The organism is Methanoculleus taiwanensis, from assembly GCF_004102725.1.
Taxonomy (GTDB): domain Archaea; phylum Halobacteriota; class Methanomicrobia; order Methanomicrobiales; family Methanoculleaceae; genus Methanoculleus_A; species Methanoculleus_A taiwanensis.
In genome coordinates, this window is sequence record NZ_LHQS01000002.1 from 372,560 (window position 1) to 391,178 (window position 18,619).

14 protein-coding genes and 1 pseudogene are annotated in these 18,619 nt (G+C 59.8%); 7 read left to right on the plus strand and 8 right to left on the minus strand.

Going from position 1 to position 18,619, the window contains the following annotated elements; all coding sequences use genetic code 11:
* Window positions 1-57 precede the first annotated feature (57 nt).
* From ABH15_RS06715 to ABH15_RS06735, 5 genes are all read left to right on the plus strand, one after another.
* Window positions 58-588, plus strand: a complete 531-nt coding sequence (locus tag ABH15_RS06715; protein WP_128693596.1) for a nitroreductase family protein — start codon at window positions 58-60, stop codon at window positions 586-588.
* Window positions 589-894: 306 nt separating this feature from the next.
* A complete protein-coding gene (locus ABH15_RS06720; RefSeq protein ID WP_128693597.1) occupies window positions 895-2,091 on the plus strand; it encodes an ammonium transporter in 1,197 nt (398 codons plus the stop codon).
* A 10-nt stretch (window positions 2,092-2,101) separates the two neighbouring features.
* Complete coding sequence (locus tag ABH15_RS06725) at window positions 2,102-2,440, plus strand: P-II family nitrogen regulator (protein ID WP_128693598.1); 339 nt, start codon at window positions 2,102-2,104, stop codon at window positions 2,438-2,440.
* A gap of 328 nt (window positions 2,441-2,768) precedes the next feature.
* The gene (locus tag ABH15_RS06730; RefSeq protein WP_128693599.1) at window positions 2,769-3,965 is read left to right on the plus strand and encodes an ammonium transporter; all 1,197 of its coding nucleotides are present in this window, start codon (window positions 2,769-2,771) and stop codon (window positions 3,963-3,965) included.
* Between the two features lie 10 nt (window positions 3,966-3,975).
* Window positions 3,976-4,314: a P-II family nitrogen regulator gene (locus tag ABH15_RS06735; RefSeq protein ID WP_128693600.1), complete on the plus strand. Its 339-nt coding sequence runs from the start codon at window positions 3,976-3,978 to the stop codon at window positions 4,312-4,314.
* 26 nt (window positions 4,315-4,340) lie between these two features.
* On the opposite strand, the pseudogene ABH15_RS06740 reads toward ABH15_RS06735, so the two are convergent.
* From ABH15_RS06740 to ABH15_RS06750, 3 genes and pseudogenes are all read right to left on the minus strand, one after another.
* A pseudogene (locus ABH15_RS06740) lies at window positions 4,341-5,300 on the minus strand (TIGR03557 family F420-dependent LLM class oxidoreductase).
* Window positions 5,301-5,807: 507 nt separating this feature from the next.
* Window positions 5,808-7,001, minus strand: coding sequence for a deoxyguanosinetriphosphate triphosphohydrolase family protein (locus tag ABH15_RS06745; RefSeq protein WP_128693601.1), 1,194 nt, complete (start codon window positions 6,999-7,001; stop codon window positions 5,808-5,810).
* A 20-nt stretch (window positions 7,002-7,021) separates the two neighbouring features.
* Window positions 7,022-8,860, minus strand: coding sequence for an ABC transporter substrate binding protein (locus ABH15_RS06750; protein ID WP_128693602.1), 1,839 nt, complete (start codon window positions 8,858-8,860; stop codon window positions 7,022-7,024).
* 215 nt (window positions 8,861-9,075) lie between these two features.
* Between ABH15_RS06750 and ABH15_RS06755 the strand changes: the two genes are divergently transcribed.
* The gene (locus ABH15_RS06755) at window positions 9,076-10,362 is read left to right on the plus strand and encodes an orotidine 5'-phosphate decarboxylase / HUMPS family protein (protein ID WP_128693603.1); all 1,287 of its coding nucleotides are present in this window, start codon (window positions 9,076-9,078) and stop codon (window positions 10,360-10,362) included.
* An 8-nt stretch (window positions 10,363-10,370) separates the two neighbouring features.
* On the opposite strand, the gene ABH15_RS06760 is transcribed toward ABH15_RS06755, so the two are convergent.
* Genes ABH15_RS06760 through ABH15_RS06770 form a run of 3 tightly spaced genes read right to left on the minus strand, consistent with a single transcriptional unit; the run spans window position 10,371 to window position 13,395 of the window.
* Window positions 10,371-10,802 carry an ACT domain-containing protein gene (locus ABH15_RS06760; protein WP_128693604.1) on the minus strand — a complete coding sequence of 144 codons (432 nt, stop codon included), beginning with the start codon at window positions 10,800-10,802 and terminating at the stop codon, window positions 10,371-10,373.
* Between the two features lie 2 nt (window positions 10,803-10,804).
* Complete coding sequence (locus ABH15_RS06765) at window positions 10,805-12,106, minus strand: phenylacetate--CoA ligase family protein (protein ID WP_128693605.1); 1,302 nt, start codon at window positions 12,104-12,106, stop codon at window positions 10,805-10,807.
* Window positions 12,106-13,395 (minus strand): phenylacetate--CoA ligase family protein, encoded by a 1,290-nt coding sequence (locus ABH15_RS06770; RefSeq protein WP_128693606.1) that lies wholly within the window; start codon window positions 13,393-13,395, stop codon window positions 12,106-12,108. The genes ABH15_RS06765 and ABH15_RS06770 overlap by 1 nt, the downstream gene beginning before the upstream one ends.
* Before the next feature lie 306 nt (window positions 13,396-13,701).
* On the opposite strand from ABH15_RS06770, the gene cas1 reads away from it, so the two are divergent.
* Window positions 13,702-14,634 carry a CRISPR-associated endonuclease Cas1 gene (gene cas1 / locus ABH15_RS06775; RefSeq protein ID WP_128693607.1) on the plus strand — a complete coding sequence of 311 codons (933 nt, stop codon included), beginning with the start codon at window positions 13,702-13,704 and terminating at the stop codon, window positions 14,632-14,634.
* Here cas1 and ABH15_RS06780 read toward each other — a convergent pair.
* Together ABH15_RS06780 and ABH15_RS06785 are read right to left on the minus strand one after the other, a co-directional pair.
* The gene (locus ABH15_RS06780) at window positions 14,619-14,906 is read right to left on the minus strand and encodes an acylphosphatase (RefSeq protein WP_128693608.1); all 288 of its coding nucleotides are present in this window, start codon (window positions 14,904-14,906) and stop codon (window positions 14,619-14,621) included. The genes cas1 and ABH15_RS06780 overlap by 16 nt on opposite strands.
* Window positions 14,903-18,508, minus strand: coding sequence for a hypothetical protein (locus ABH15_RS06785; RefSeq protein ID WP_241648033.1), 3,606 nt, complete (start codon window positions 18,506-18,508; stop codon window positions 14,903-14,905). The genes ABH15_RS06780 and ABH15_RS06785 overlap by 4 nt, the downstream gene beginning before the upstream one ends.
* Between the last annotated feature and the right edge of the window lie 111 nt (window positions 18,509-18,619).

Sequence of the window (18,619 nt, forward strand, 5' to 3'; positions counted from 1 at the left end):
GGGGATTCAAGGCTTATTTTCCAAGGTTTTTTACCTGATGAATGCCCATCTCCAACCATGAGTCCGATAGGTGGAACCATGAATCTTGGCATTACTGTGATCCGGAGCCGGCACAGCGTCAGGAAGTACAAAAGCGACCCGGTTGAGGAGAAGATCATCAAAGACGCTCTCGACTGTGCGCGCCTTGCGCCGACTGCCCGGAACGAGCAGCCCTGGCTCTTCGGGACGGTGAAGGATCCGGAGATGCTCAAAAAGATCGCAGATCTTGCTGATCACGGGCGGTTCATCGCGGGCGCCCAGGTCTGCTTTGCCGTATTCGGGAAGAGAGACGCGACCTACTACCTCGAAGACTGCTGTGCGGCGACGACGCAGCTCATGCTCGGACTTCAGGCGTGGGGTGTCGGGTCCTGCTGGGTGGCGGGCGAGAAGAAGGCGTATGCCGAGGATATCCGGAAACTGCTGAATGTTCCCGATGCGTATACGCTCGTCTCGCTCGTGCCTGCCGGATACCCTGAAGAGATCACGATTGCGAAGAAGGAGCTCCTCGAGGATATCACCTTCGAGGGGCGCTATCAACTCGGTGAGTAGCCGCCCGGTTTCTCCTCACCCGCTATTTTTTAAATCTCTCGGCACGGTATGCATGCCGCGTTCTCTCACTCGTCCCGCCGGGAGCGCTCGCCGGGCAGGTGGGGTTCGGTAAAGGCCGGATCTCCTGTTGCTCCACGAGGCTTGCTTTTTGTGCCGGGTGAGTCAAAGCCCCTCTCGATTCTCCGATGGTGTTTTGCCCCTGCGAGATCGTCCCCGTCGGGGTCTGCTGATAGTTAAATTTATATCTGTAGGAAGTACACTTCTTTCCAGCGATCTGTGATCCATGATCTGTGGAGGTCTCTAACAATGGCTATTGATACGGGTGATACTGCATTTATCCTGATCTGTACGGCGCTCGTCATGCTGATGACTCCGGGTGTAGGCTTGTTCTACGGAGGCCTTGTACGGCGGAAGAACTTCATCTCGATGATTGCTCTCGCGTTCATCGCCTTCTCGGTGGTCACGATCCAGTGGGTTCTCTTCGGGTACAGCCTGGCCTTCGGCTCCGACATCGGCGGGCTTATCGGAAACCTCGAGTTCTTCGCCCTGCGGGGCGTCGGCATGGGTGGCGAAGGCATTCCCGATCTGCTCTTCATGGTCTTCCAGCTCGTCTTTGCGGGTCTGACGCTTGCCATCGTGACATCCGGCGTTGCGGAGCGGGTGAAGGTCGGTTCGTTCATCGTCTTCGGGCTCCTCTGGACGACGCTCGTCTACGATCCGCTTGCGCACTGGGCATGGGGTGGCGGCTGGGCGGCACAGCTCGGTGCGCTTGATTTCGCCGGCGGAACGGTCGTTCATATCAGCTCCGGGTTTGCGGCCCTTGCTCTTGCGCTTGTCATCGGCAAGCGTGTCGGGTTCGGCGCCTACGGTATGGAGCCGCACAACATCCCGATGACGCTCCTTGGGGGGGCGCTCCTCTGGTTCGGCTGGTTCGGGTTCAACGCGGGAAGCGCCCTCGCGGCGAACGGTCTTGCCGCGAACGCGTTCGTGGTGACGAACGTATCGGCTGCTGCGGGGGCTCTTGCCTGGCTCTTCGCCGCCTGGATCCGCGGAAAGCCGAGTTCGGTCGGGATGATCAGCGGTGCCATTGCAGGGCTTGTGGCAATCACTCCTGCAGCGGGGTTCGTTGACGCGATGAGCGCTATCGCCATCGGGGCGGTTGCCGGTATCATCTGTTACGCCGCCCTGCTCTTCCGGGTTGGCCGGGGTCTCGACGAGAGTCTCGATGCCTGGGCGGTGCACGGCGTCGGTGGCGTCTGGGGTGCGCTTGCAACCGGTATCTTCGCGGTTGCCGCAGTCGGCGGTGTCGACGGACTGATCTACGGTAACGTCAGTCAGTTCTTCATCCAGATGATCGATGTGGCCGTGGTGGTCGTCTACGCGTTCGTCGTCACCTTCGTCCTCGCCAAGATCGTCGATATGACGCTGGGTCTTCGCGTCTCGGAGGAGGAGGAGTATGTGGGCCTCGACATCTCCCAGCACGGGGAGTCGACGCAGGTGTGAGGTGGTATCAATGAGAATGGTTGTTGCAATCATCCGGCCGGAGAAGTTTGACGACATCAAGGCCGGGCTCGAAGCAAAGGGTATCGTCGGGATGACGGTGACCGAGGTCCGCGGGCGTGGGGCGCAGAAGGGTATCTCCCTGCAGTTCCGCGGCAAGAGCATGCCGGTCGATCTCATTCCGAAGCTGAAACTCGAGATGGTCGTAAAGGCTGCTGATGTCGATGCGGTCATTCAGGCCATTCGTGATGCGGGGAGGACTGGAAAATACGGCGACGGTAAGATCATCGTCATGCCGGTCGAGGCGATTTACAAGGTCAGGACGGACGAATCCGAGTCTTCCGGGGGGTAGGTTCGCCCTTTCCTCTCCCCTCCTTCTCTGGTGCCCTCCTCTTTGCGCTCTCCGGGCACGAAGATCTCGTCTCCCTGTGCGGCTCGGGTTGAGGGTGCTCCTCTCGGTTTAAAATGGGTATATTTAAATTTGGGGGAAAACCACTTCCTTCTAACAGATGGCATACCTCTCTCTCCTGCTCTTCGTAAATACTCTCCCCGTCCTGTCGAAAAGGGGCGTTTCGGAGAATAGTACTCTCATCCTCTCCGGCAGATCTTGCCCGGAGCTGGAATAGAGACCGGATGCGGGAGAGCCCGGCTATGCCTGCTGCTTCAGGAATGGTTGTACTATGGCACTCGATACAGGGGATACTTCGTTTATCCTGATCTGCACAGCGCTCGTCATGCTGATGACCCCCGGCGTAGGGTTGTTCTACGGGGGTCTTGTACGGCGGAAGAACCTCATCTCGATGTTCGCGCTCTCGTTTGTCGCCTTCTCGGTGGTCACGATCCAGTGGTTTCTCTTCGGGTACAGCCTGGCCTTCGGCACCGACGTGGGCGGGCTGATCGGAAGCCTCGAGTTCTTTGCCCTGACCGGTGTCGGCATGGACGGCGAGGGTATTCCCGACCTGCTCTTCATGGCTTTCCAGCTCGTCTTTGCGGCGGTGACGCTTGCCATCATCACCTCGGCCGTCGCCGAACGGATACGGCTCAGTGCGTTTATCGTCTTCGGCCTTCTCTGGACGACTTTGATCTACGATCCGCTCGCACACTGGGTCTGGGGCGGCGGCTGGATGAGCGAGCTCGGCATCCTCGATTTTGCCGGCGGCATCGTCGTGCACATCTCCGCAGGCTTCGGGGCACTTGCCCTGGCGCTCGTCATCGGCAGGCGTGTCGGGTTCGGTCAGTACAGCATGGACCCGCACAACATCCCGATGACGCTCCTCGGGGGGGCGCTCCTCTGGTTCGGCTGGTTCGGGTTCAACGCGGGAAGCGCTCTCGCGGCGAACGGTCTTGCCGCGAACGCGTTCGTGGTGACGAACATCTCGGCCGCCGCCGGAGCCCTTGCATGGATGGCCGCCTCCTGGATTCGCGGCAAACCGAGTTCGGTCGGGATGATCAGCGGTGCCATTGCAGGACTCGGCGCTATCACCCCGGCGGCCGGGTTCGTCGGGCCGCTATCCGCCGCCATCATCGGCGTCATCTCCGGGCTGTTCTGTTACTATGCCCTCCTCTTCCGGATCCGGCGCGGTCTCGATGAGAGCCTCGATGCCTGGGCGATCCACGGTGTCGGCGGCGTCTGGGGAACGCTTGCCATCGGGGTCTTTGCGGTTGCCGGCATCGGCGGTATCAGCGGCCTCATCGAAGGGAATGCAGGACAGTTGATCCTCCAGGTGATCGGTGCGGGAGCTGCTATCGCTTACGCCTTCGTCGGCACGTATCTCCTCGCCAAGATCGTCGATCTCGCTATGGGTCTGCGCGTCTCGGAGGAAGAGGAGTATGTCGGCCTCGATATATCCCAGCACGGCGAATCAGTGCAGGTGTGAGGTGGTTTCAATGAAGATGGTTGTTGCAATAATCAGACCGGAGAAGTTCGACGGCGTCAAAGCGGCGCTCGCAGAGAAGGGTATCGTCGGGATGACCGTGACCGAAGTGAAGGGGAGAGGCGAGCAGAAGGGCATTTCCCTCCAGTTCCGCGGCAGGAGCGTGCCGGTCGACCTCATCCCGAAGATCAAGCTGGAGATGGTCGTCGATGACCCCGAGGTCGAGACGGTCGTCGCGACCGTCAGGGCACACGGCAGAACCGGGAAGTTCGGCGACGGGCGGATCATCGTCATGCCGGTTGAGGCCATTGCAAAGGTCAGGACGGACGAGACGGAGGTCTCGGGCCCCTGAGCCCCATCCCCCTTACCCTCCCGCATTCAGATGAACTGCGGCAGGATCTCTTTTTTGGCAAACTCGAGGAACTCCCGCTGCTGCTCTCCTATCTGGTGGATGCAGATATTCTCAAAACCCTTCCGGATGCCCTCTTCAACCTTCTTGATCATCGGTTCGGGATCGGGGCCGCACGGGACGTGCGCTGCCACGTCCTCCTCGGTCGCCATCTTTGCAATCTGCTCGTAGTGAGCGGGTGTCGGCAGAATACGGTTCATCTCACCGGTATTGGCAGAGATAGGCCACTCTTCGTATGCCGTCCGCCGGGCGGTCTCCTCGGTCTCCCCCCAGCAGACCGAGATCTCGAGGTATGCCGGTTTTCCTTCGCCTCCCGTATCTCTGAAGGCAAGAAGGCTCTTTTCGGCTTCGTGTCCCGCATTGATGAACCCGTCACCGATTCTGCCCGCCATCGACGCGCTTATCGGCCCCTCGGCGGCGATCATGATCGGTGGGAGCATCTCCGGGAGGGTGAAGACCTGTGCATTCTCGACGGTAAAGAAATAGCCGTAGTAGCGCTTCATGCCGCCCTGCCAGAGCGCCCTGATGATCTCCACCGCTTCCTCGAGCATCTCGGTTCGCACGGGCGCAGGAGGCCACCGGTCCCCGAGAATATGCTCGTTTAAGTTATCACCGGTGCCGAGCCCCAGGATGAACCTGCCCGGCAGCATGGCCGCTGCGGTCGCTGCCGCCTAGGCGATGATGGCAGGATGGATACGGAAAGTGGGGCAGGTGACGCCGGTCGCCAGCCGAGGACCGGTTGTCACCTGCGATATCCCGCCGATGGTTGCCCATACGAAGGGGCTCTGCCCCTCCCTGCTGGTCCAGGGATGGTAATGATCCGATATCATCGCGAAGGGAAACCCCGCATCCTCGGCCTGCCGTGCACAGCAGACGAGATCCAGCGGGCCGTGCTCTTCACTTGCAAGTTTGTATCCGATTTCAGCCATGCCGATTCACCTCTCCTGAATGTGTGAGATCCGCTCTTCTGTCGGAGCGTCAGTCCGGATTCGGGCATCTCCGGCACGCTGATGCTTAATAGTTTCCCTCGCCCCGGAGATGGCAGGTGCAGTTCTGCACGCTCACGTCCCTGCGTTCGGAGATTCGAGCGAACGCGGATACAGGTGACGGCCACGAAATGGCTGTATACAGCTCTCTGGGGGACTCCGTCCCTCTCCCTCTCCGGAAAACGCTCAAATTGACGTTTATTTCCCATTCTGCTGGGTGTTCTGGAGCTGGGTTCCGTGCCTTGTCAGAATGCTCGAAATCTCCGTTCGATCCCTGAAAACCAGGCGGATCGCCGGCCTATAATGGCCGTCTGCGGGGCAGTACTTTTTGGAGGATGGATACCCTTACCGGCAGGGAGATCGGCCGTCTGCGGGCTTCTATGTGGGTCGCAATTCCGGCAGATTACCGCTGGATTCCGTATATGTAAGGATTGCTGAAGCCGCGGAGTTCTATGCCTTGAACTTCCAGTCAACCCGTTTCGGCATGACGATCTCTTCGAACCGGCGTTCGAAGTACCGGTCCGTCATGCCGGCGATGAAATCCCTGACCATCTCGGCGTCACCGGTGCTCCTCCGGTACTCGGGGCTGATCCACGCCATGTCGAGAAAACCGGTGTAGATCGGCGACTCTCTTCGCTCCCGTTCGAGATCTTCGAGGTATACGGCGAAGATCGTATCGTACATCCGCTTAATCTTCGGTAGTTCCGCCGTCACCTGCGGATGGTGATAGATTCTGCTATAGTTGAAGCGTTTCAGATCGCCGAGCGCCTCCGCAACATCCGGACTGTACCTGATGAGCGGTTCCGTCTCGCCGTTGCTATGCTCGATCAGGTCTTTTATCAGCGTGTCGATGATGGACGGATTGCTCTCCCCGAGAACGTCCCGGACTCGGGCAGGCATCTCCCCGGCACCCTCGATCAGGCCGACCTCCTGTGCATCCTGAATGTCGCGGCCGATATAGGCTATTGTATCAGCGAAGCGGACGACGCACCCCTCGAGGGTCATCGGCGCTCGCCCCTCTCCGCCCTCTGAGAGGCCCCGGATCTCTTCATCAAAGGTGTCCCAGGTCTTTCCCGGCAGGGGCGCCATCCTGCTGTCGTATGCCTCTCCGTCGTGGCAGAGAATTCCGTCCAGCACCTGGAGCGTCAGATCGCAGTCTTCGATCGCAGTGAGGAACCGGACACTCTGAAGATTATGCCGAAACACTCCGATACCTTCTTTCCTGCAGATCTCCGAGAGGCATGCCTCTCCGGCATGGCCGTATGGGATATGGCCGATATCGTGGCCGAGGGCGATCGCCTCGATGAGGTCCTCGTTTAAGCGCAAGGATCTGCCGATAGTTCGCCCGATCTTCGAAACCAGCTGGACGTGGAGGACGCGGTGGGTGATATGATCGTTTCTGACCAGGTAGAAGACCTGCGTCTTGTCGATGTAGCGGGCGTAGGCCTTGGTGTGCATGATCCGATCGGCATCACGCGAATATCGGGCACGGATATCCTCCCGTTTACCTCCCCGTCTCCGAATGCCGTCCCCGCTTCTCGCGGCGAACCGGGCTAACAGCCCTTCCTTTGCCGTTATGTAGGCTGCGATACGCCCCTCGACCTCTGTCGGGAGGCTTCGCCGGTACTCCGTATCCTGCTCCATGCTCTCACCAGCACTCCCGGCTACGCGTCCTGTTCTCCGGTCTCCTGGTCGTCCGGCGGCAGGGGCAGATCTCCTCCTTCGAGGCCGTAGTTGCGGCGAAGGAACTGCCGGACATTCTCGGACTCGATCCATCCACTGTCGAGCTCGGTAACGATGGCATCGATCTGCCTGACCTGTTCGATGATCCGCTCCGAACTCTCCGATTCGTCGAAACCGGCGAGAGCGAGGATCACCTGGAGCGGGTTCCTGATGTGGTCGCCGAGGATGGCAAACTGCTCGATATTGGTCTCTATCCGGGCATAGGCCTCACGCTGGCGCAGCTGCATCAGTCTCCGCTCGGTGACGTCGTGGGCGACCCCCTGGACGCCTACGATGACGCCGCTCTTCACGATGGGAGAGGCGTCTATCTCCAGGTACCCGACCGTCCCGTCGCTTCTCCGCATCTCCGTATGCAGGCCTTCCAGACTCTCCCCTGCAAGAACGCGGGTGAAGATATCCCTGACCTTCGATCTGCACGGGTCTGTGGTAAATGCGAGACAACTTTTCCCCATGACGTACTCAGGCCGGTAGCCGGCAATCTTCTCGACGGCGGGGGAGACGTAGGTGAAGTTCTGCCCGGTATCGAGCGTGAAGATCATATCAAAACTCCTCTGGGCGAGTCCGCGGAACTTCTCTTCACTCTCCCGGAGCCGCTCTTCGATCCTCTTCCTTTTCTTAATATCGCTCTTCAGTACCAGGATGATCGCGAGGAGGCCGATAACCCCGCTGATCCCGACCGCAGCTATATCAACGGGAATCTCGACGGTCGATACCGGTCGGTTGATGACGGTGCTTCCTGCGGGCAGATCCGTCCCGGCAATACCGAATCGGTCGAGCTCGATCTGATCGAAGGCAGGCCGCTGCTCGACGGTGCGCACGACCGGTATTGCGGATACGTCTTCGCCCTCAAGTATCTGGAGTGCCATGCCACCCGCAACCCGCCCTTGCTCTCTGCTGCTGACGATCATGCCGCCGATGATCCCCCGGCCGAGGTATGTTTCAAAGACACCGTACACCGGAACCGATGATGCCGGGGCGATCTCATCGACTGCATCCTCATATGCGTAGTAGACGCCATTCGGATCCTGATTATACGATAGCAGGAGGACGATACTCGTCTTCGGGAGGTGTGCTACCTGCTCCCGTATCTCCGGGATCGTCATGTTATCGAGGAAGACGAACTCGAACCTGCCGCGAAACCCTTCTGTATCTTCGAGGAGGCGTTTTCTGTTTGCAACCCCGGTCATCGTTCCGTCGTTGACGACGACGACCTGTGAGACGGAGGGGTGGAGATGCTCGGCAAGCGCGAGGGTTCCTGCGATATCGAGCGTCTCGACCACCCCGGTTACAAGAGAGTCGTTATGCATGCAGTCTGTGCTGAAGTAATTGACGCCGCAGAAGACTATCGGGATATCGGGGAAGATATCATCGTGATGAACGAGAGCAAACTTGAAAGCCGGATCGTCGCAGGTGATGATCACGTCGGGCGGCGTGCTTGCGTACTTATACCGGTATAGATCTGCAAGGTGGTCGAAATACGCCTCGTTCTCAATCCGCTTGGCATCCATATGCTCGATCCGGAGCTCCACCGCAATGGGTGCACCTTCTCTGAGGACACTCTCGATGCCGTCCTGTTCAAGCTGCACCATATCCATATTGGGGTGGTACGAGTGCAGGATGAGGACATCCGCCTTCTCGGCGGTGACCGTCTGGCAGCACGACAGCGCCGCCGCAAGAATCAGTACCAGAAGAAGGCGGCATCTGCACTCAGAAAGCGATCTGGCTTTTCTATAGCTCTTCTGCGCCGTATCGTCGTGCATGTTTATGCCCGGAGGAAGCGGGGAGGCACTTCTCTAACCTAATTCTGCTCCTTTGTGCATAAAGGGTTTGCATTTATCTCTCCTCCCGGTGCGCCGCTCTCCGAAAAAGGCCGATGCTACTTGCCGACTACCCTGCGGAAACGTTCCGGCAGGAAGTGGTGCCGTTCTCCGCCTGACCGAGCATCAGATATATCTGCCGGTCGAATCTATCCGGTATGGAAATGCCGGTTCTCCAGGTTGCTCTCGATCTGCTCGATCTCTCACGCGCCGTAGCCATCGCCGAGGAATCGGTTCTGGGTGGAGCGGACTGGATCGAGGTCGGAACGCCCCTGATCAAGAGCGAGGGCATGGCCGCCGTCAGGGTGATGCGGGAGCATTTTCCTGAGCGGGTGATCGTCGCCGATATGAAGGTCGCCGACACCGGTGCGCTCGAGGTGGAGATGGCGGCGAAGTCCGGTGCAGGGGTTGTCTGCATCCTCGCCGATGCCGATGATTCGGTTGTCGGCGAGGCGGTTCGCGCTGCGCGGAAGTACGGTGTCCGCCTGATGGCCGACCTCATCAACGTCGCCGACCCGGTGACGCGTGCCCGCGAGCTCGAAGCGATGGGTGTCGACTACATCAACGCCCACGTCGGCATCGACCAGCAGATGCTCGGCAGAAGTTCGCTCGACCTCCTCTCCCGCCTCAGCGGTGAGGTCGGTATTCCGATCGCGGTCGCCGGAGGGCTCGATGCGGTAACCGCCGCCGAAGCGGTCACAGCCGGTGCCGGGATTGTCATCGTCGGCGGCAGCATCATCCGGTCGGCGGACGTCACCGCTTCCGCACGCGCCGTCCGGGCTTCCATCGACCGCCCGGAGGTCTGCCCCCGGTCGGCCGAGAGTCCCGATGCCGCCATCCGCCGCCTCCTCGCCGACGTCTCGGCGCCGAACGTCTCGGATGCGATGCATCGGAAAGGGGCGATGACGGGTCTTCTCCCGCTCTCGGGCGCTGCCAGGATGGTGGGGCGGGCCGTGACCGTCCGGACGGTCGCCGGCGACTGGGCGAAACCCGTCGAGGCGATCGACGTCGCAGGAGAAGGCGACGTCCTCGTCATCAGCAACGACGGGGGAACCCATGTCGCCCCGTGGGGCGAGCTCGCCACCCTCTCCTGCAGAAACCGCGGTATCGCCGGGGTGGTGATCGACGGCGCCGTCCGGGATATCGACGATATCAGGAGGATGGCGTTTCCGCTCTTTGCGAGAGCTGCCGTACCGAACGCAGGCGAACCGAAGGGTCTTGGAGAGATCAATACCGAGATCGTCTGCTGCGGCCAGGAAGTCCGGCCAGGCGACTGGATAATCGGCGACGAGAGCGGTGTCGTCGTCGTCCCGAAGGATCGGGCATACGAGATAGCGCGGCGGGCAACGGAGGTCAGGAAGACCGAAGAGCGGATCCGCGAGGAGATCCGTCGTGGCCGGACGCTCTCCGAAGTGATGGAACTCTTAAAATGGGAGAAACGGTGAGTCTGTTTTCACCGGCACTGCGAGGCTTTCAGGAGATCGCTCCCGCGCTCGAGGAGTCTCCGGACAGCGTCCTCGGCCTGGTCGACCCGCAGGATAAGCACCGCGGCGTCTTTGCCGCTGTAGGCGTAGGCGTACTCGATGTTGATCGCAGCATCCCCGAGAACGCCTGCTATCTCCGATAGTCCGCCCGGTTCGTCCCGCATCTTCACGCCGATCACTTCGGTGAACGAGACCCGAAATCCGAGATCGGTCAGTTTTTTGTGTGCATCGTCCGGGCGGTCGACGAGCGCCCGCACGACTCCGAATCCGTCCGCTTCCGCGATGCTGAATGCAAAGATATTGATCCCGGCTTCTTTGAGTGCATCGGCGATGGCGGCAAGCCTCCCCGGCCGATTCTCGGAAAAGACCGAGATCTGCTTGATAATATACGACTTCTCCATGCTTACATCGACCTCCTGTCGATCACTCGCTTCGCTTTCCCCTCAAACCTCGGGAGGGTCCCCGGCTCCACCAGCTCGACGCCGACCGCCACGTTGAGCGAGGAACGGAGCCGGTTCTCGACTGTCTTCTTCAGGACCATCAGATCCGTGATCTTGTCGGAGAACGCTCCTTCACCGAGTTCCACCCGTACGAGCAGCGTGTCGAGCGCTCCTTTCTTGTCGACAACGATCTGGAAATGCCGCCCGATGTTCGGGATCTCCATGAGGGCGTGCTCGATCTGCGAGGGGAAGACGTTGATTCCCCTGATGATCAGCATGTCGTCCACCCTGCCGGAGATCCGCCGGATCCGCGGGTGGGTGCGGCCGCATGCACACGTCTCGTCGTCCAGCACCGTAATATCTCCGATCCGGTAGCGAACCATCGGGAGCGCCTCCTTCTGGAGGATGGTGATGACGAGTTCTCCCGCATTGCCGGGTTCGAGCGTCTCACCCGTCTCAGGGTCGATGATCTCGACGAGCGCGAGATCGCCCCAGACATGGATGCCCTGCTGCTCAGTACACTCCGTAAACATCGGTCCTGAGAGCTCGCTCGTCCCGTAGATGTCGTAGGCCTTTATCCCGAGCCACTCCTCGATCTTCGTGCGCATCTGCTCCGACCAGGGTTCGGCACCGAGCACGCCGACTTTCAGATCGGTGTCGTTCCTGATGGAGATGCCCATCTTCTCGGCCACTTCCCCCATGTGGAGGAGGTACGAGGGTGTACAGGCGATCGCCGTGACGTGGAGATCCTGCATCAGCTCGATCTGCCGTTCGGTGTTCCCAACGCTCGTCGGAAGAACGGTCGCGCCGATCCTCTCTGCGCCGTAGTGCGCCCCGAGTCCGCCGGTGAAGAGCCCGTAGCCGTAGCTGATCTGGATGACATCACCCCGGCCGAGGCCGCAGGAGGTGAATCCCCGGGCGAGCGACTCCGTCCAGTTCTCGATGTCGTGTTGGGTGTACCCGACGACGGTCGGCTTTCCGGTCGTTCCCGACGAGACGTGGTAGCGGACGAGTTCGTCCCGGGAGGCCGAGAAGATCCGGTCAGGGTAGTTGTCGCGAAGGTCGCGCTTGTACATGAAGGGGAGCTTTCGGACATCCTCAAGCGACCTGATGTCGTCGGGGTGGACGCCCGCCTCCTTCATCCTTGTCCGGTAGAACTCACTGAAACTGTAGAGGCGGTAGATCTGCGTCTTGAGCAGTCTGAACTGCAGCCGCTGGAGTTCATCCCGGGGTATCTCCTCCATCCGCGGGTTCCAGGTCACCATCAGATAGCCCCCCGCCGATCGACGACACGCCGTGCCTTCCCCTCGAACCGCGGCAGCGCTCCCGGCTCCACCAGCTTCACGGTGGTGCGGAGACCCAGAGTGCTGTGCAGCGCTCCCGCGACGTGCCGCTGCACCCGTGCAAGATCCTGCAGTTCGCCGGAGAAACTTGCTTTGCTCATCTCCACTTCGATCGTCATCTCATCTAGATGTTTGACGCGGTCGATATATACCATAAACTGTTCTCCGACCTCCGGGAGAGAGAGCAGCACATGCTCTATCTGTGAGGGGAAGACGTTGATGCCCCGGATGACGAGCATGTCATCGCTGCGGCCGGTGATCCGGGCAATCTTCTGTCCCCGCCCGCAGGGGCATTCATCCTCCATCAGCATGGTGACGTCGCCCGTCCGGTACCGGAGGAGCGGCATCGCCTCTTTCACGAGCGGAGTGATGACGAGTTCTCCCCGCTCGCCCGGACCGAGTGCCTCGCCGGTCACCGGATCGATGATCTCGACGAGGTAACTGTCGTGCCAGATATGAAGCCCGTCCCGCTCCCGGCATTCGAAGGCCACGCCTGGTCCATACATCTCGGAGAGGCCGTAGGAATCGTATGCTGTGAGGCCGAGCCTCTTTTCGAGTTCGGCACGCATGCTCTCCGACCAGGGCTCGGCACCAAAGATGCCGGTCTTCAGGGTGGCAAGCTCTGCCCCCATCGATTCCGCAACCTCGGCGAGGTGCATGGCGTAGCTCGGTGTGCAGTGGATGGCGGTGACCCCGAAGTCCTCGATCATCTCGATCTGCCGTTTCGTATTCCCGGTAGCGCTCGGGACGACGGTCATTCCGACCCTCTCGGCACCGTAGTGGAACCCGAGTCCGCCGGTGAAGAGCCCGTAATTAACGGCGTTCTGGAAGGTATCCTCATCCGTCAGGCCGACCATCACCATATTCCGTGCAATGAGTTCCGACCAGTTTCCGAGATCCGCCCGGGTGTACCCGACGACGGTTGGTTTCCCGGTCGTGCCGGAGGTCGTGTGGATACGCACGATCTCCCTCTTCGGCACCGCAAGAAGACCGAACGGGTAGCCTGCCTGCAGATCCTTCTTCGTGGTGAAGGGGATCTTCTGCAGATCATCGAGCGATCTGATATCGTCCGGGGTGATCCCGGCTTCCTTCATCTTCTTTTGGTACAGTGAAACCTGTTGTGTCTGACGGAGCGTCCACTTCAGCCGTTTCAGCTGGAGCGCCTCGAGATCTCCGGCGCTGATCGTCTCCATCGCTTTATTCCAGAACATAATCGGATCGTGCCCCTGAGCGTGTGGGCGTCCGTGACGGGCCGCCCGGATATACTATCGGCATGGGTCTCTTTCTGTGCGGTCGGTACACCGGCTCCATGGTCGCGGCAGGCGGCATGGAGCCGGATAACCGGTATGTATCACTATAGTGCCTTCCAGAGACACAAAAGGTTTGTCATACGCTAACACAGAGCAGGGTGGAGGCATCCGTCCCGCGAAGCATGCTCCCCCTCAAAATGCCCTCCGATCGATGCATTCATCAATGAAAAACGCCTTACCATCTCCCTTAAGTACGAGTTAACCGTTATGCAGACTCCGGCGATCCCCTGGCTTCCGGTAATCGGCTATGGCAGCCACATCAAGGCAACCGCACGCGAGCTGATCGTTGCGCAGGGCAGCACCACCCGCCGCTATCCGCTGGGGGGCGTGGAGCACCTGCTCATCGTGGGCGGGCACACCCTCCACACGTCTGCAGTGGTCAACCTCCTCAAAATAGGCTCTGCGATCACCTTCTTCGACATCGACGGAACCCCGACCGGGTATCTCCGGCCGCCCGGGTATACGCTCGACGAGGAGACCCGCGCCGCCCAGAGCCGTGCCACCCCGCACCGGTACGCCCAGGCCATTGCAACGGCTGCGGTTCGGTCCCGGCTTCTCTTCGTGGAGCAGTTCTGCGAGACGGCCGGTGCGGCTCTTCTCTACGAAGGTGAACTCTTCCTGCTCCACCAGGCTCGTGACGAGCTTGCGCACCTCATCACCATGGACGAGCTCCGGCGCCTTCACCGGCTTACTACCGACATGTACTACGAGATACTGTCGAGGATGGTTCCGGCAGAGCTCGGCTACCGAAGGCGGAGATCCCGGCCGAACCGCGACCCGGTCAATGCCATGCTCTCGCTCGGCTATGCGATGCTCTTCGGCAACGCCTGCGTCTCCGTCACCGGGGCTCATTTAAACCCCGACGAGGGCCTGCTCCACGAAGGTGCCGGGAGCCTTGTCTACGACCTTATCGAGCCGCAGAAAGTGGCGATGGTAGACCGGGTCGTCCTTGCGCACGCGGCAGCCCTGACCCCGGAGGATTACGAATGCGGGGCGGCGCGGTGCTACCTCTCGGACGACTGTGCCGGCCGCCTCGTCGAAGCGCTCCACGCCTCCATCGATCAGAACCGCATCGATTCCCAGGTGAAACTGCTCAGGGACGCTTTCCTGCAGAATGGAGAGTATCAGGTAGTATACTGATAGGACGGCCGGACTATCGAGAACTCCTGAAAAGAAGTGAACGGTATCTCTCCCTGGCTGATCTCCCTGATAACGACGCGGGGACAGCCGTAGAGCATGGATATGAATTTGTCGAGCAGGACGGCTTCACCGGTAGCGACGATCCTGACCCGTCCGTCCGGTGTGTTCATCGCCTCGCCGCATACGCCGAGGTTCGTCGCGATCTTCTTGATGCAGGCTCGAAACCCCACGCCCTGCACCCGGCCGGAGATGAAAAGTTCGAGTGTCTTCACAACCAGTGCTCCTGGATGAGCCTCATGGACATATCGAGTTCGTCATAGACTTCATCGCGGATCGCGGAGTCGCGGATATTCAGCGCCTCGGCAACGGCCATATCGACGATCTCCCGGCACCGGTCCTCGTATCGCTCGGCGCAGATCCTGCATGCCATATCCCCGAGGACGTATGCACGCCGTGAGAGCGGCCGTATGATCCGCGCTTCTTCGAGGGCGCAGAGCAGCATCCTCTCCGCGAGTTCCTCCTGTCCGGCGTTCTTCGAGAAGAGGAAGAGCTCCGTATAGTAGGTCGCCCGCCTCGCCCGGTCGGGAGCCGACCGGATAGCGCGATCCAGCGAAACCATATCCTTCGTCGTATACTCTCCGGTTCTGATCTTGTTGCGCGACTCGAGGATCTTCCCATAGACGGTGTTCTTCCACGACGGGGGCATGGCCTGCTCGAGCTGAACCATGAGGTTGTAGCGGATCCGGTCGTCCGGGATCGTCGATATCAGATCGACGGCACGCTGCTGAATGACGGGTTTCCCGCTCTTTCGGTAGAGCGAAAAGAGCATCTGCGCCATTCGCTGCTGTGCCATCGCGGATATGAAGGGGATCTGGATATGTCCTGCGGTCTCGTCGATACCGTTTAAGAGGTCGGTGATATCCTCTTCATCGCCGTACGTCTCGGCAAACCGGGTGATATCAAAGAGCATCGAGAGGCGGATGTGCGGCATCGGAATACTGACCACCGTATGGCACATCGCCGAGAGGATCTCCTTTCGCTGTGCCGGTTCGGTGACCATCTCGAAGACGGCGGCAAGGGCGTCGACGTACTCGACGGGATCTTCGATCTGACCGACCTGCTCGACCGCCCGATCGACGTCACCCTCCTGCCGGTTGACACCGTGGATGTTCTTTAGCGCGTAGATCAGGTTCTTCCGAACGAATGCTTCGCGCTCAGGCTCGACACGGTCGAGGTTCTCCTGCGCCTCGTCGAGGTATGTCCGTGCCCTGGCCTCGTTCGTGCCCGCCATCAGACCGGCGAGGTCGGCGAGCATGACCGCACGGATAGCGGCCTCCGGGATTGTCTCGATGGCGCCGTGGAGTTTCTCGATGATCTCCTCGCTTCTCACCTGGTTGCCGAGTGTTGTGTAGGCACTGACGATCCGGTACATCCCGGAGTACTGAGCATAGACGTTCCCGGTCTGGTCGAAGAGGCGATACATCAGTTCCAAGACCGGAGGCGACGAGATCGCCCCGTCGATACTCTCAAGCAGGTACGCCATGACCTCGTAGGGATCGGCAGAGTCAAAGTCCCGGGTAAAAGTGCCGAAGTACGTCAGAATCCGCTGGAGCATCGCGTTACGCTCATACTCCCCTTCGATCTCGAGGGAGAAGTACGACATCGGGATGGCAAACATCGGATCTTCGTAGACTTGCGTGTACTCGAGCATGATATCGACGTAGCTTGCAATCTTGATGGAGATCTCTTCGCGAGGCGTATTGGTCTTCAGCAGATGAAGAGCAAGATCGAAGGGCTCCATCATATGCTCGAAGACCCGCGCCTTCCCCTGCCCGATCTCTTCTGCCATCCGGAGGCTGCCGACCCGGACGTATCCCTTGATGAGCGGGTCGATAAGTTGCCGCTGCAGGGACGGGTCTGTGATCTGGCCGAGGATCTGGGTTGCTTCGTCCAGCGCCTGGAGCGAGAGCTGCTCGATGCCGTACATGATGAGGCCGTGGATGACCTTGCCCATCGCGAAGAGGCAGTAGTCCTTCTCGAGCAGCGAGCTTGAGAGCACCCGCATCCCGTGCAGCAGATCGAGGTCGCCGTCCTCTACCGCGAGTACCGCTGCATGGTCGACGATGCCTCCCATCGCCTCCGCCCGTGCCTGCTGATCCTGGATCTCGCAGGTGAGGCCGGTTGCACGGCGGAGCAGATCGCGGTTCTTCTGGGTTACGCCGATCCGTGCCATCTCGATGACGATCGTTGAGATCGCCTGTTCCCGCAGGTTCTGCTGGTTGATCTGTGCGGCGAGGTTGACGAGCGACGACGGGTCCATCTGGCGGATGAAACCCCGTTCGATCAGGATCTTATTGCTCTCCATGAGGAGGTGATCCTGCGCATGGTGCGACCGGACGAGCTCCTTGATCGAGGGGATATGCCTGATGATCTCCTCGAACGGATACTCCTTGCAGAAGTCCGTGACCGCCTGATGGATCAGCGAGTCGGCGATATCGATATCGAGCGCGGCGAGGATATTCTCTTTGACGAGGTCGATCTCGTCGCGGTTGATCCCCTCCTTGATCAGGCGGACGCCGGTGTCGTAGAACTGGGCGTTGATCCTCTGGACACGGCTGCTCGCCTTCTTCATCACCTCGATGGCATGGTAGAAGTCGCCCATGCGGGAGAGCGCATCGGTGATCTGCCGGTAGAGCTGGGTCGCTTTCGGGGCGTCGCAGGACGACTCGATCAGCGGTGTGATATCGAGCAGTATTGTCGGGTTGCCGCTCTTCTCCACGACCGCTATCCCCGAGAGGACGATCTCTTCGATAGGAAGCTGGCCTGCTGCGCCGGCTCTCGAGTTGAACTCAAAAGCACGCTCAAGGTACCAGCGCTCTCCACTCCGCTCCGCCTTCTTTAAGAGCTCGAGCACGATCGTCTGGCCGGCATAGGGCTTTTCGGAGTCGATCTTCAGGAGTTTTGCGTAGACCTGCTTTTTGTCGCGCTGCCGGTCGAGGAGCTGCTCGGTCAGGATGGCGAGCACCTCAACAAGCCTCTCTTCGGGAATATCCGAGACCGCGTCGAGTATATGTTCGATATCGGCGATCTCCTTCTTTAAGGAGGATCTCCACGCGACATCCACGATATCTGCAATACAGTGTGTGCGGCGGATCTTCTGGTTGATCTCGGTGGCGCTTCGAAGGCCGAGGATAACGGTATCGAGGTCTCCCTGCTCGATCCCGATTGCGGCGGTTGCCCGTGCCACGTCGGCGTGGAGGCGTGACTGTTTCGAGATATCTCCTATCTCCGAGAGCATGGATAGAGCGCTGTTCATGATGGGAATGCTCTGGGAACGGACCGCAAACTCGATGAGGAGCGGGATGATATCGATCAGAATGGCGGATCGGTATTTGCGGATGCTGATCTGGTTGAAGACCTCGCCGCCCTTCTCTATATAGTGAAAGTCGCGGGAGTCGACGCCTGCCTGGATCATATCCCGTGCCGTTTCGGCAAGGATCTCGGACTGGTGGCTCTTGCGATCGAGTTTATCGGCGAGAGTAAAGATCGCGGAGAACCATTCGGCATCCCTGGTTTCGATGTAGATGCCGGCAACCCGGCGGATAAGACCATACACCTCTTCCTTATCGGGCTCTATCAGCTGACCCAGAAGACCCGGGAGGTTCTTATCGAATGCCGTCTCTACGAGCGTGGCATTCATCTCTTCGTAGAGTGTTCTCTTCTCTTTGCGCGTCTGCGTATCAGAGATGTCTCTGACGATCTGCTCAATCTCACGCACATCCCCTTTCGAGATTGCGGAGCTTATCTTCTGTTTCATCTGCGGTTTTCCGTTCATTCTGATCAGCGCTCTCCCGCCAGGTTCTGTATCATGCATGTCCGCTATCTGATAAAAATGTTACCCTCATACCACAATAATGTTCTCCGATTGAAAACGAACAAATGCCGTTGAATCGCTCTCATTACAGGTTTCGATGCCCGGGGGGAC